The organism is Methanosarcina sp. (assembly GCF_035390745.1).
Taxonomy (GTDB): domain Archaea; phylum Halobacteriota; class Methanosarcinia; order Methanosarcinales; family Methanosarcinaceae; genus Methanosarcina.
The window spans coordinates 45,898-59,675 of sequence record NZ_DAOOUJ010000010.1 but is presented as its reverse complement, the minus strand read 5'-3'; the positions used below and the strand labels follow the sequence as shown (position 1 = coordinate 59,675).

The window sequence follows — 13,778 nt, the reverse complement described above, 5'->3', positions numbered from 1 at the left end:
ACCAATAAAGGTTTGGTGACAAGAATAGATAAACAAGTGGTCAAATGGGAGTATTATCTCAATGAAAACAAAGACTTTCTGAAACAGAACTTTGCGGAACAGGATTATATTCAGAGACAAACAGAATCATATTCAGAGACAACAGGATCATGTTTTAGACCAGATCCTCAATCCTGCTCATCTCCTTAAAGGAGATTAACCTCGACATAGCGCTTGTGTCTATTGGAATACCGTATTCCTGCACAACAGCCATGGGGTTTGTTCCTCCAATAACGACTATTCCGAGATGGTCCCTCTCAATGGGAACGTCGAGAACCCTGGTATTTGGCTCTCCCACTTCCAGAATTCCGCTGAAACCTGCATCCAGAAGATCAGAAAGGCTGCTCTCAATTTCGTCTCTTGCAACCATGGGAGCTTCCCTGAGATTTGCAAGAACTTTTCCGGAACCGGTTCTGAGCATTTCGGATACTGAAGTAATTCCCTGAGACATAAGGATTTCAAGGGGGTCTACAGTTGTACTTACGTATGTAAGCACATCAGTGAAGCGCACAGGAATTCCATTTCTGATCTGAACAACCCCTCCAAGCTTGGGATTTATCGGGATCCCTGCTTTTAGCAGCACACCATCGATAGTTATACTGCATACAGTCCCTATTCCTACCTTTCCTTTCTCAATGGTCATGTCTCCGATAGACTCCCCTTCTGAGATCACTTTCACATAGGGGGTCACGGAAAGGCCGCTTGAAATGACCATCTTAAAGATGCCGAGCACATCGTCCAGATCTTTTTTATCAATAAGCGAGAGATTAAGAATGACATCTCCATCCATTTTCTTAGGATCAAATGTGGTTCTGTACATGAGATCCCGGATTCTGGATGATGTAAATTGAATGCGGTATCCATTTTTTTGCATATCTACCCTCCAGTAATTGAAGGTATTTATACCTCTTATAAGTTGTGTATTATCATTGAGGAAAATACCCTTTAAGCCGGTATTGAAACTATCTCCATACCTTTCCTTCAAAAACTGTAAAAAATGAAAACTAAAGTTTCTTAAAGGAGATTTTGGGAATAGATGCCGGTATGAAGTCCTTATCCCCTATAAACTAAGGAGTCCTCTTTCAGAGAACCCCTGCCAGAAAACCCATAAAATCCTGAGGAGCTGTCAGGAATCTAAGCCTGTCCGCATCATGTATAAGTTCATACATATTCTCTCTGGAGTCAAGCCCGAATTCCTCAGAGCTCAGAGGTTCAGTGTAACGAATAGGCGGGATATCCCGGTAAAGAGGGTTTTTGGCAAAACCATCCTTAAGAAGGAAATAGGAAGCTCCGGCAAGTCTTTTCACAGGCTCATAGACCGAAGAGAAATCCCGGCAAACCCAGTTTGCCATCTCAAGGGTTTTTTCCGAAGCATTTATTGTTACATGCCCATACCCGGGAGGAACAAGCACCAGGTCTCCCTTTTCAGCTTTGATAACTGCCACATCCAGAACAATGTCCTCTTCTCCGGGCTCTGCCTTTTGCAACAGATATGTAGCAGAACCTTCAAGCACCTGGTAAATTTCAGGATAGAACACATCTGTCCCCGGAACCTTAGGATGGTAGTGACCTACGGTTTTAATATATTCCGACCCGAGCATTCCAGGAGGGATTCTTGTAATGTCATACCTGAGGTGGCGAGATTTGATAATCTCAAGATCAGAATCACTTTTGGCAAGATCCCTGAACATATAATACATATCTTTGTTCATTTCATCTGTCTTTTCGAACCATTCTCTATCAAACACCACGTCTTCCATATCGTGGAGTTTTCTTACATCTGCCACAGTGACTTTGTCCCCGAACTTCAGTGTTACTGCCATTGAATTCCCCTTTATTTTAAAATATACAAATAACCTTCAATACCATAGAGAGCCTGTTCAACTACGTACACGATCCTGCCATAAAAGCTGACAGGAATCAGTAAGACTAAAATCCAGAACAGCAATATAATTTAGTTATCAAACGACAATATATACCTATTACTGACATTTCTACTTTTTGGCGGAGCACTCAAAGGAATAATTCACTTTTCACATCTGTAGAGCTTTTTCAACCATTTTAGGGTAAGTAAGTTCGATAATGGTTTTCAGGTTTACTATATCCTCCCTGTTATATTTAACAAGCAGGTCAAGAGCTTCGCGGTCTCCTTTTTCATACTGCTTCCATAGCCTGACGGCATCAAATCCATCCATACCATCCGTATCCTCGCTTCTGCAGATCCCGAGAATTTTTTCAATTTTTTTCAGACCTCCGCCATACCCTATACGCCTTAGAGGATACATCAGGTCTATATGGAGCTGCTTGAAATCTATTTCGGGAAACTCGGATTTTATGAAAGGGATATCAAAACGAGCCCCATTAAAGGATACGAGAAGCCTGTATTTTGAGAATTCCTCTACCAGATCTTCAAGGTTAATTCCCCTTACATACGTTTTGGTCTCATTTCCATTATAAATTCCAACAACAGTTATTTTGTCCCTGACCGGGGAAAGACCTGTGGTTTCGATGTCAAAGAAAGCGACAGAGTCGGAGAATAGAGAATAAGTCCTCCAGTGTTCTGCAGAAGGAAGACGTTGTGAAAAAAAGAAGCAATCCTTTGCAGCCAGATGGCTGGAAGATACCTTTATTCCTTCACATATTATGGCTCTCTTGGCAGGAGGAATTAAAATCCTGTCTTCCATTTCCAGGAACTCGTCCCATGTACGTATCCCTGAAGCCCAGATTTTCTGCTCAAGCGATTTTCCTACGCCCGGAATATGGATATATGTGTTCTTCAGCATTTTTCCCCTGGACAATTGGAAGTGATCTTTAATAAAAATACTGCATGAGGGCTGAAAGTAATATAGAACGGATAACGACATTCAGCAACAGAAAATCATGGCAGCAAAAAATCCGAAATTAGAAAGGCTGAAACAGAGAATTCAGGAGTTAAAAACCCTGACCCTGACCAGTTTATCATTTATTTTCAGTTATAAGGATTGAATTTTCAGTTATCAGGGGAGACCTGAAAATTTGTCCAGAACCACACTAACAAAGTTAATATACTTAGCTAGTAATAATATGAAGTACTCTTTATTTCTGCGGGGGCAGAACACAAAATGAAGGCTGGGGAGTTCGACCTTATAAGAGAGGGAAAAAGGAAATTTAAGGACTTCTAGAAAGCCAAAAAAATAAATATTAAGATATAGTTACCACCGACCTATTAAGAAGGATCGATTTTTAGAGGCAGGAATTTAGAAAGACTCCTGCAAATAAATATTGATACAGGTGTACAAGTGATGGCTAAAATTTCCGTAATTGGTGCAGGAAATGTAGGTGCGACCACAGTCCAGCGGCTAGCCGAACTGGAACCTGGCGAAATTGTCATGACAGATATTGTGGAAGGCTTACCTCAGGGAAAAGCTCTCGACCTTATGCAGGCAGGAGCAATTAATGGTTATGACACCAGGGTGACAGGTACTAACGATTATGCAGACATTGCAGATTCGGACCTGGTAATAATTACAGCAGGGATTGCCAGAAAGCCCGGAATGAGCAGGGAAGACCTTATTAAAACTAACTCAAAAATTATAGGAGATGTCGCAAGAAACATAGCGAAATACGCTCCGAAATCTATTGTTATAAATGTCACAAATCCGCTTGATATTATAACATACGTAGCTTTGAAGTCGACTGGCTTTGAGCCTGAAAAGGTCTTCGGGATGAGTGGAATTCTTGATGCAGGCCGTTTTGCAAGCTTCATAGCAGAGGAACTGAAGTGTTCAAAGAGGGATGTTGAGGCAATGGTCATAGGAGGGCATGGAGATCTTATGGTTCCCCTTCCCCAGTATACCACAGTCTCGGGAATTCCGCTCCCAGAACTGCTTCCGGAAAAGACAATTGCCAGGCTTGTGGAAAGGACGGTAAACGGAGGGGCTGAAATAGTGGAGCTTCTCAAACAGGGAAGTGCTTTTTATGCACCTTCTGCAGCTATCGTACGCATGGCAGAAGCTGTGCTCAAGGATTCGAAGCGTATTCTTCCTGCAGCTGCATATCTTGAAGGACAGTATGGTCAGAAAGGAATTTACTTCGGAGTGCCGGTAAAACTGGGAGCAAACGGCGTAGAGGAAATCCTTGAGCTTAAACTTGAGGAAAGCCAGTGTGAGATACTCAGAAAATCTGCAGAAACCATCCGGAAGGGAATTTCACAGCTTGAGATATAAAAGAAGCTGTGAAGCAGACAGATAAGGACTTGAAAGCAAGTATTAACAAAAGAAAGGTTTCTGTTAACGGAAAAAAAATCAGAATATTTTTCCGGCAGGTTAGAATAAATCTCAGAAGCCTGCCAAACTTTCTGTTTTGTTTTAACCTGCTTGTGAAAAGTAAAGACTAAAACTATCTCTTTTGATCAATTCACAAAAAAGCAGGTTAATGAATCTAAAGTTTCTATCTCCCATGTGAACTTTCGAAAAGAATTTAATGAATAAAAACATTTTCATTTCTAATTAAAACATTTTTATGTCTATTATTTAAACACGGAGTTTTATCAATATAAAGTGGCCTGAAAAGCTTTTCTCAGAAAAGAGAATAAAAGGTTAGTATCTGAAACATAAGATTAAAATAGGAGATAAAATCTGAAAATCATATTTTCAATAGAGGTAAGAACCCGGTAAAACTGTAAGATATATAAGTATGTTTTTCATATAAGGTAGATGAAGAAATTTAAATAAATTTAGAATGCATAGATAACTTAAATTAATAATAGAGCAGGGATATAATGCGCGCAGAACTCACATCACTCTTTGGCCTAAACATATACACAAATAATGGTGTTTATGTAGGGAAGTTGCAGGACCTCGTAATTGATGTAGAGGAACAGAAAGTAACAGGGCTTGCTGTTTCTGACATCAACAGGGAGCTTTTTGATATTAGCAGCAGAGGTATTATCATTCCCTACCGGTGGGTTATAACCGCAGCGGATATTATTATAATTAGAGATGTTATCCAGAGATACAAAAAGAGGAAAGAAGACTGAATGGTCTTTAGAAAAGGTATATGAAAAACCGGGAAATCTATGCTGAAATGCGCTGTATCCCGCCAGTGGTCTTGCGCGCTGACGGCAGGAATTTCAAAAACACACTTTCAGGCCTGGGCTTTGAAAAACCATATGATATAACCTTCGCCAGAGCAATGGCGGATACTGCTGAACTTTTCATAAAAAAAAGCGGTTTAAGCCCTCTTTTTGCCTATACTTTTTCAGATGAGATCAGCTTTCTGTTTACAGACCTTCCTTTTGACGGCAGGGTGGAGAAAATCGACTCTGTCGTGGCAAGTTTTCTTGGAAGTGCTCTTACAATAAAACTGCGGCTTGAAGCACCCATAGCTTTTGATTCCAGGCTTGTGGCTCTTCAGAAAGAGGAAATTTCTGAGTACTTTCACTGGAGGCAACTGGAAGCCTGGAGAAATTTTGTATCGTCCTGGGGATATTATGCTCTCAGAAACGAAGGCGTGGGGAAAGATGAAGCTGCAAGATACCTGAAAGGAAAAAAAGAATGGGAAATCCATGAAATGCTTTTTGAGAGAGGAATAAACCTTGCGGCACTTCCATCCTGGCAGAGGAGAGGGATTATAATCTCTAAAGACGAATGTGAAATCTCAGGCTTTAATCCGATATATGGCAGAGAAGTAAAATCTATGCGAAGAAAAATAACCCAGAATTGGGAAATTCCTAAATTCAAATCCGAAGAAGGAATTACGTTATTAGAGAAACTTATTAATAGAAACTAAGTTTTTCAGAGTAAGAAAAGAAAAGGAATGTAGATGCAATGGACAGACTTGAGCTTATAAAAAGGAATGTTCAGGAAATTGTAACAGAAGAAGAACTGGAAGGACTCCTCAATAAAAAAGAAGCTCCCCGCGCTTATGTAGGATACGAGCCAAGCGGAAAAATCCATATGGGGCATGTCCTTACCGTAAATAAGTTAATAGATTTGCAGAAGGCAGGGTTCAAGATCACTGTCCTGCTTGCAGATGTACACGCTTATCTGAACAGAAAAGGCACTCTGGAAGAGGTCAGGAAGATTGCAGACTACAACCGGCGCTGCTTTATTGCTCTCGGGCTTGACGAAGAACAGACCAATTTCGTTTACGGTTCAGACTTCCAGCTCGGAGCCGAATATATGTTGAATGTGCTCAAACTCTCAAGAGCCGTCACCCTTAACAGGGCTAAGAGGAGTATGGACGAAGTAGGGCGTGCAATGGAGGACCCTACAGTTTCCCAGATGGTCTATCCCCTGATGCAGGCTATTGATATTGCCATGCTTGAAGTGGATGTGGCAGTAGGAGGGATTGACCAGAGGAAAATCCATATGCTTGCCCGTGAAAACTTAAAGAACCTTGGATTTGAGACACCGATCTGTATTCACACTCCCATTCTCCTCGGGCTTGACGGGACCAAGATGGCTTCTTCAAAGGACAATTTTATATCGGTAGACGATACGGAAGAAGAGATCAAGAGGAAGTTCAAGAAAGCTTTCTGCAAGATGGGAGACGTAGAAGAAAATCCGATCCTTGCTCTTTTCCGTTACCATATCTTCCCAAGATATGAGACTATTACTATCGAAAGACCTGAAAAATTCGGCGGGAACCTTGTCTACCACAGTTATGCTGAGATGGAAAGCAGCTTTGCAGAAGAAAAAGTCCACCCAATGGACCTGAAAAATTCAGCTGCAAAATATATAAATGAAATTCTGGATCCTGTACGGAAAGTTCTTCTGTAAATTCATGAAGGAGCTCCCCCTTCTAAAAAATTTTTTATCTTTTTTGAGCAAAGGTATATCCTGGGAACACCGCAAAAGAGTGCCTTAATATCCTGGATAAAATGTTATATATCTATAAGGCATAGAATATTTGGAGAGTTAGTTCAGAATTCCAGGGTGCTTTTTATGAAATATATTTACCAGGACTCTACGGAACTGCCTGTACAGAGGGATTTCATTGAGGATCTGAAAGCATTCATAGATATAACCGCTCGAGTAATTCCTCTGGAAAATTCTATTATAGAACTAAAGTGCAAACACAAAGAAGAGCTCCATAAATTAAATAACAGAATTATGGGAATGAACCTTTTTGAGGAAAAACTCAGTATACTGGTCAATAAACTGGCAAATGATATAGGTACTGAAGATTTAACATCCTGCATTGATGCAATCCTGACCACCTGCAGTGAAAATCTCGGGAGAAAGCGGGAAGTTCTCGAAACTGAGTCCAGAAAAGTTGAAAATGGAGCCGCTCAGGAATACCAGAAAATAGAAAGCAAAGTCCTTGAGGTTCTCACGCCGTTTTTGATTTCGGGAATATATGGAGCGGAAAAGAGATTTGAACTTTCCAGCAGTACAAACGAAGTTTCAGGGTTGATGGAAGGTTCGATTTCAGGCCTTCAGTACTATTATAAACTATGGTTTACGGAAGAGCCTTTAACAGTAGAGAAACTTATTGGTAGTTTTAGCCTGCCGGGCTGGACAAAAACAGGAATTCTGAGAAAAGAAGAGAAAATAAAGATGCAGGACCTCTCCGAATTCCTGGTAAGCTCTCTGGAATATGACAGCGAAAAAAACATTCGTTTAATTATTGAAAATAAAAAATCAAACCGGAAGTTCAGGATAGAAGGCGGAGGGCTCAATTACTTTGTATACGAAGACGACAGGGAAATAACTGCCGACAGGGAGCTTGGAGCTTGTATTGACATGATGGCTCTCGCCAGGATTCCGGAAAAGGTTCAGGACTATCTGAGGACAAACGTCCGAACCTATGCCCTTTCAAAAGTTCTGCTTGATGAAGAGGATGCAATCTCTACAAACCAGGTTTTCGATTGCCTGAAAGTGGTTGCGGAACAGTACGGTGTGATCGTTCATGAGTGTCTGGCAAAAGGGCACAATAAAGAAGAAATAACCATCAAAATGGAAGAAGCCGATGGAACAAGAACCGAAAAATATATCTCAAAATCTGAAATGTATGCGCAGCTTTCCGATATCGGCAGCGAAGGCATAGAAATTGCCGAGATACTCGGCGTTAACAGCAGAACTCAGATTAAAGACAGCAAATACCTGATAGTCTAATAATTCTTAATCTCATATCATAATATTTTTTAAATTTTACTTTTTATATTTATGAGATGTCTTTCTTTATTACATTTCTTTGCACATCACTTTTTTGAGCCTTTTTTCTTTTCTCATCCTTAAAGCTACTGAAAGGCAAAATAAGTATTTTTATTTAATATAGAAGCATAAGAAAAAAATGAACTTTTCAGGAGAAAGTGCTTGTAACAGTTTATTCTCTGAAAAACAATGAATGGGAGAAAAGAATTGAGAGTGTAGAGCCTTAAATACAAGGCATGAGAAGTAATGTATCATACGAAGTAATCTTCGTGCGGGCTACAAATCTTTTGGAAATAGAGTTCAGCAAGTTTACGGAAATAGAGTTCAGCAAGTTTACTTGAGATGAAATCAGAAACTTAATTTCGATGAATCATATAGCTACTCAAACTACTGAGGTACCGGAAATTTAGATGTAGACTTGGGGGGGCGGAGGCTAATAAAAATGAGAGTAAATTTTTTTCATTATGTGGTCTATTTATTGACAATAACACTTATAATTCCCGGAAGCGTGGCCGTTGCGGCTGCTGCAGATGAAAATACACCTTCAGAGGGTGACGGAAATTCAACAGCTTTACTACCGGACCTGATAATAGATTCCCTTGATTGTCCTGATCATCTCTCACCAGGAGAATCTAAGACTATAGGAATAAGTGTGAAGAACCAGGGAACTGCGAGTTCAGAAAAAACAAAGCTGGTGCTTTACATTGATGGAGGTTCTGTAAAAGAATGGGACCTGCACAAATTATCTGCGGGAGAGAGCAAATACGATTCATACCCATGGATTCCGACATCAGAAGGATCTGTAGAAATAAAGGTCGTAGTTGATGAAGGTAACCTGATTGCTGAAAGCGACGAAACAAACAATGAAAAAACCGTCACAACAATAGTGGCAGAAGATTTCCTTCCTGACCTGATAATTGAAGATATTGTGCCTGAATCCGAAGGAGTAGTTGGAAAGCCCCTTAACCTCACTCTGAAAGTAAAGAACAAGGGAACTTATGCCTCAGAGGAAGCCAGAGCAGAATATTATATAAACGGAACAGCCCCCAGTCAGGATGGAATTAGTATTCCAGCCCTTTCAGCAGGAGAGGAAAAAGATGTTACTTTTTCTCTAATACCGGAAAAGGAAGGGGATATGGAAGTAAAAGTGGTTATTGACTCAGGAACTTCCATTTACGAAGGCGATGAAGGCGAAGGAAACAATCAATTCATAAAAATTGTACATGTCCGGGCCATACTGCCAGACCTTATAATTGAATCACTTTCTTTAAGCCCGGAAGCCCCAATGATAGGAGATACCGTTACTTTCACGGCAACAATAAAGAACAAAGGGCTTGGCGATTCAGAAACCAGCGAATTAAAATATTATATCGACGGAGCCAATACGACTTACAGCAATACAGTATCTGTACCTGCAATTGTTGCAGGGGAAACAGCAGAAAGTACTTTTTCCTGGGTTCCTGAAGAAGAAGGAAACCTGAAAGTGAAACTTGTAGCAGATTCCAGTAGCGCTATACCTGAAGATGACGAGACAAACAATGAACTTGTTAAGACTACCAGTGTCTCCAAACAGAGTACTCCCACAAATAGTGGAAGCTCAGGTTCCAGTTCCGATTCCAGCTCAGAAAGCAGTGGCAGTAGCAGTAGTAAAAGCAGCGGCATGGGAGGCAGCGCGTCCAAAGAGCCAGCCAGGAATGTAGAAATAAAAGAGCTTGCTACAAGGAACATTATTACCGGCTACCATGTCAGATATGATTTTACTAGAAATGTCACATGCATCACATATATCGAATTTGACCCAACGAAGACCTATAAGAAAACTACAGCTACAGTAGAAGTTCTTAAAAATAAGTCCACTTTTGTTAAGAGTAATCCTCCAGGCAGAATATACAAGCAGGTAAACATATGGGTAGGAAATAAAGTGACAGGTCTTCCTGATTCCCATGAGAATGCTTACACGGGATTCAAAGTCGATAAGGAATGGATAAAAAACAACAGTGTTGAAGAATCCAATATAACCCTCCTGTGGTACGATAATAAATGGAAGCCTCTGAACACCGAGAAAACAGGTGAAGATGATGACTATGTTTATTTCAGGGCAGAAACCTCAGGCTACTCTTGCTTCGCAATAAGCGAATATACAGGAGAAGATGGAACTGTAGAAAAATCCAGCGATGAAGACGGAATACAGGAAACCCTGAGAAGCTGGGAAGGCGAAGGAAAAGCAATCCTTAACAGCAGTGCAGAAAGGGAAGGCGGCATAGTAAAGAAGCCAATGGGAATAGCAAAAATACTTCTTGCTGTTTCTCTGCCTCTGTTTATGATTCTAGTACAGTATTTCGTTCTGAAGAAAAAGATCTGAAAAGATTTTTTTCTTCGCCTTTATTTCTTCGCCTTTATTATTTTATTTTTGCAGTCAACCTGCATTATCAGGCACAGGTTTTCAGCTTCTGGGCAGATTACACTCAGAGAACTTTTCTTCCAGCCAGAAGAGACCCCTCCAGAGAGTCAATGATACCTGGTTTCAGCAACAATTGACAAAATATAGTTGAACCATCACAATTTACTTCCTTATAGAAGCACTTTTATTTTCAAATCCTTTCTCCTTTCCGCCGAAGTTCAAAAAAGAGTCAGCACAGTCATTTTTAATTTTGAGCCCGAGAAGAGAAGAAGCAAGTAAAACAGAAACACTGTTTGCAGCAACTATTGCAGTATCATTTACCTGGAGTCCGTGAATCAGCCAGAGAACCATTCCAGACGTTGAGCAGAACAGCATTAGAAGAGATACATCTTTTGTTGATTTCGTTTTCAGGGCTTTAATCAGCTGAGGGGCGAAGGCTATGGTTGTCAGAGCACCTGCAATATAACCAATCATATAAATTTCACTCTCGGGGTTTTGAATCGATGCTAAAAAAGAGCATCAAAAGTTAACTTTATAATACATTATATAGAGTGAATATCGGGATAGTAGTTAAAATTTATTAAGGAAACAGAACCCTGATATAAGTGAGTATCCTAAACCTTTATGGGGTACTTTATGACAGAGAATTGCCTTTTTTGCAAGATAATATCAGGAGAGATTCCTTCAAAGCTGGTATACGAAGATGATTATGTATACGCATTTCTTGATATTTACCCGGCAAGCGAAGGACATACACTTGTGGCTCCCAGAAAGCACTTCAGCAGTTTTACGGATATGGGACCAGAAGATGTTGCCAGACTATTTGAAGCTGCAAGAAAGATTACTGCCGCAGTTGAGAAAGCGTTTTCAGCAGATGGATCGAATATTGGAATCAATAACGGAGAGGCTGCAGGGCAGGAAGTCCCCCATGTACATGTACATGTTATTCCCAGAAAGAAAGGGGACGGGGGAAGAGGAATAAAATCAATCGTATGGGCCGAACCGGATAGGAGCAATCTGGAAGACATCGCGGAAAAGATCAGGAAAAAACTGAGGGAAAATGAAAGGCTCCAGGCAACTATATCCGAGGAAAATAGGCAAATAGCCAGATGAAAAGAAGCTTCAGGATAATATTTTCTATATGAAACGATAATATATTTTTTAAAATAGGGGGAAAGAAGGGACAGCCGTAACCAGGAACCTTTCATTTCTTTTACCTGGGGGAAAGAACAGTGGCAGAACTGGAAGTAGATGTAAGAGGGCAGACCTGTCCGGTCCCGCTGGTAGAGTGCAGAAAAGCGTTTAAAAAAGCCTCTCCAGGAGATATTGTGATTGTAAAAGGTACGCATCCGGCATCAAAAAAAGAAATTCCCATGGCATGTGAGGCTCTGGGGCTTACGGTGCTGGAAATTGAAGACAAAAAAGAAGGAAAAGAGTGGGAAATTAAGATCCGGAGGTAAAACCGGAAAAGGAGTGGAAATGGGGGAAAAGGCAGTCATTATCCTGCACAGCGGGGATATGGATAAGGTATACAGTGCACTTATAATTGCAAACGGAGCCCTGGCAATGGGTATGGAAGCCTCCATATACTTCACGTTCTGGGGGCTTATGAGGCTCAAAAAGGGAGAACTTGAAAAAGGGCCGCTTTCCAAAATGAACATGATGGGCGCCGGCAGGCAGATGATCAAACAGAGGATGGAGAAAGCCCATGTTGCATCGCTTGAAAAGCTGATGAGTGATTTTAAAGAGCTAGGGGGAAAGATCATAGCCTGTGAAATGACCATGGAGATAATGGGCATAGATAAGGACGAAATTCAAACTGACTGGGTGGATGAATGGGGAGCCGTTGGGACTTACATCCATGAAGCGAGGGATGCGAGCATAACTCTCTTTATTTGACCAGGGGAGCTGGAGATTTAGATTTTCGCAATATGGGTTTCTTTAAGGCTTCACTGAATATTAACTATAAAACAGAGGTTAAATTACGGGATTAGATTCTGTTACACGGTCTGAGGAGGGGAAAGAATATTTGAAAATATGATTTATCTTGACAATGCTGCATGCACAAGGCTTGACGAGAGAGTGCTTGAAGCGATGAAGCCCTACTTTTTTGATACTTATGCTGTAGCGACATCTGAGTTTGGCTATTCCATGGGCATTGATGCAAAAGAAGCTCTTGAAAGCTCCAGAGAAAGTATAGCCTCCAGGCTTGGTGCAGATTCCGAGGAAATAGTCTTTACGTCAGGGGATACAGAATCAAGCAATATGGCATTGAAAGGAACAGCCTGGGCCCTTAAAGAAAAGAAAGGCAGGCGTATTATTGTCTCGAGGATAGAAGACTTTCCCGTATTGAATACGGCAAAAACCCTCCAGAAGCAGGGGTTTGATGCTACTTTTTTAAATGTTGACGGGGAGGGGTTTGTGGATCTTGAGGAACTTAGAAAATCAATTACAAAAGAAACCTTCCTTGTGTCAATCCAGTACGCCAATCAGGAAATAGGCACTGCTCAGGACCTGAAGGCTATTTCTGAGATCTGCGAAGAAAAAGACGTGCTTCTGCATACCGATGCCACACACAGCTTTACCCGGCTTCCCCTCAACGTGAAGGAACTTCCTGTTGACCTGGTGACATTATCAGCCCACACGATTCACGGTCCCAGAGGGATAGGTGCACTCTATATCAGAAAAGATACTCCTATGTCCAAATTCATGGACGGAGGCTTTCAGGAGTTTAATTTGAGGGCAGGAGTGGAGAATATCCCGGGAGCTGCAGGATTTGCAACGGCTGCTGAGCTCGTTACTGAAGATGAAAACCGACAGCTTGAGGCTATGAGGAACAGGGTAATTGAGAGAGCCCTTTCCGAGATCCCGGAAGTCACTCTTAACGGAAGCCGTGAAAAACGCCTGCCTCAGAATGCAAACATCACTTTCCATTATGTGGAGGGGGAATCCATAACCCTGCATATGGACATGAGGAGATTTGCAGTGAGTACGGGTTCAGCCTGTTTTTCCCGTTCCCTTGAAGCCAGCCATGTCATAATGGGAATCGGTGGCGACCATGAGAGAGCACACGGCTCAGTACGCTTCACTTTCGGGCGCTACAACCGCATGGAGGATGCAGACGCAGCAATTGATGCCATGAGTGAAGTGGTGGCAAGGCTCAGGGAAATCAGCCCGCTTGCAAAGAAATGAATCCAGAG

At 41.3% G+C, this 13,778-nt stretch carries 14 protein-coding genes; 10 read left to right on the top strand and 4 right to left on the bottom strand.

Annotation, left to right across the window (positions count from 1 at the left end; genetic code table 11):
• Positions 1 to 154: 154 nt before the first annotated feature.
• From nrpRII to PLL47_RS04640, 3 genes are all read right to left on the bottom strand, one after another.
• Entirely contained in the window at positions 155 to 913 is a 759-nt protein-coding gene (gene nrpRII, locus PLL47_RS04650) for a global nitrogen regulator NrpRII (protein WP_324445034.1), read from the bottom strand.
• Positions 914 to 1,121: 208 nt separating this feature from the next.
• A complete protein-coding gene (locus PLL47_RS04645; RefSeq protein ID WP_324445033.1) occupies positions 1,122 to 1,862 on the bottom strand; it encodes a glucose-6-phosphate isomerase family protein in 741 nt (246 codons plus the stop codon).
• A gap of 210 nt (positions 1,863 to 2,072) precedes the next feature.
• Positions 2,073 to 2,822, bottom strand: a complete 750-nt coding sequence (locus PLL47_RS04640; RefSeq protein WP_324445032.1) for a ribonuclease H-like domain-containing protein — start codon at positions 2,820 to 2,822, stop codon at positions 2,073 to 2,075.
• 498 nt (positions 2,823 to 3,320) lie between these two features.
• Between PLL47_RS04640 and mdh the strand changes: the two genes are divergently transcribed.
• From mdh to PLL47_RS04610, 6 genes are all read left to right on the top strand, one after another.
• The gene (mdh, locus tag PLL47_RS04635) at positions 3,321 to 4,244 is read left to right on the top strand and encodes a malate dehydrogenase (protein WP_324445031.1); all 924 of its coding nucleotides are present in this window, start codon (positions 3,321 to 3,323) and stop codon (positions 4,242 to 4,244) included.
• A 554-nt stretch (positions 4,245 to 4,798) separates the two neighbouring features.
• Positions 4,799 to 5,056, top strand: a complete 258-nt coding sequence (locus PLL47_RS04630) for a PRC-barrel domain-containing protein (RefSeq protein ID WP_011020862.1) — start codon at positions 4,799 to 4,801, stop codon at positions 5,054 to 5,056.
• Between the two features lie 20 nt (positions 5,057 to 5,076).
• On the top strand, positions 5,077 to 5,808 hold the full coding sequence (locus PLL47_RS04625) for a tRNA(His) guanylyltransferase Thg1 family protein (protein WP_324445030.1): 732 nt from the start codon (positions 5,077 to 5,079) through the stop codon (positions 5,806 to 5,808).
• Between the two features lie 38 nt (positions 5,809 to 5,846).
• The gene (locus PLL47_RS04620) at positions 5,847 to 6,800 is read left to right on the top strand and encodes a tyrosine--tRNA ligase (protein ID WP_324445029.1); all 954 of its coding nucleotides are present in this window, start codon (positions 5,847 to 5,849) and stop codon (positions 6,798 to 6,800) included.
• A 165-nt stretch (positions 6,801 to 6,965) separates the two neighbouring features.
• A complete protein-coding gene (locus PLL47_RS04615) occupies positions 6,966 to 8,138 on the top strand; it encodes a chromosome segregation ATPase (RefSeq protein WP_324445028.1) in 1,173 nt (390 codons plus the stop codon).
• A 481-nt stretch (positions 8,139 to 8,619) separates the two neighbouring features.
• Positions 8,620 to 10,539, top strand: a complete 1,920-nt coding sequence (locus tag PLL47_RS04610; RefSeq protein ID WP_324445027.1) for a CARDB domain-containing protein — start codon at positions 8,620 to 8,622, stop codon at positions 10,537 to 10,539.
• 201 nt (positions 10,540 to 10,740) lie between these two features.
• Here the strand turns inward: PLL47_RS04610 and PLL47_RS04605 are convergent, their stop codons facing one another.
• Complete coding sequence (locus tag PLL47_RS04605) at positions 10,741 to 11,052, bottom strand: SemiSWEET family sugar transporter (RefSeq protein ID WP_324445026.1); 312 nt, start codon at positions 11,050 to 11,052, stop codon at positions 10,741 to 10,743.
• A 162-nt stretch (positions 11,053 to 11,214) separates the two neighbouring features.
• Between PLL47_RS04605 and PLL47_RS04600 the strand changes: the two genes are divergently transcribed.
• The 4 genes from PLL47_RS04600 (at position 11,215) to PLL47_RS04585 (ending at position 13,770) form a co-directional block, all read left to right on the top strand.
• Positions 11,215 to 11,691: an HIT family protein gene (locus PLL47_RS04600; RefSeq protein ID WP_324445025.1), complete on the top strand. Its 477-nt coding sequence runs from the start codon at positions 11,215 to 11,217 to the stop codon at positions 11,689 to 11,691.
• Between the two features lie 119 nt (positions 11,692 to 11,810).
• Positions 11,811 to 12,038, top strand: coding sequence for a sulfurtransferase TusA family protein (locus PLL47_RS04595; RefSeq protein ID WP_324445024.1), 228 nt, complete (start codon positions 11,811 to 11,813; stop codon positions 12,036 to 12,038).
• Between the two features lie 19 nt (positions 12,039 to 12,057).
• Positions 12,058 to 12,477, top strand: coding sequence for a DsrE/DsrF/DrsH-like family protein (locus PLL47_RS04590; protein ID WP_324445036.1), 420 nt, complete (start codon positions 12,058 to 12,060; stop codon positions 12,475 to 12,477).
• 138 nt (positions 12,478 to 12,615) lie between these two features.
• Positions 12,616 to 13,770: a cysteine desulfurase family protein gene (locus PLL47_RS04585; RefSeq protein ID WP_324445023.1), complete on the top strand. Its 1,155-nt coding sequence runs from the start codon at positions 12,616 to 12,618 to the stop codon at positions 13,768 to 13,770.
• Positions 13,771 to 13,778 lie beyond the last annotated feature (8 nt).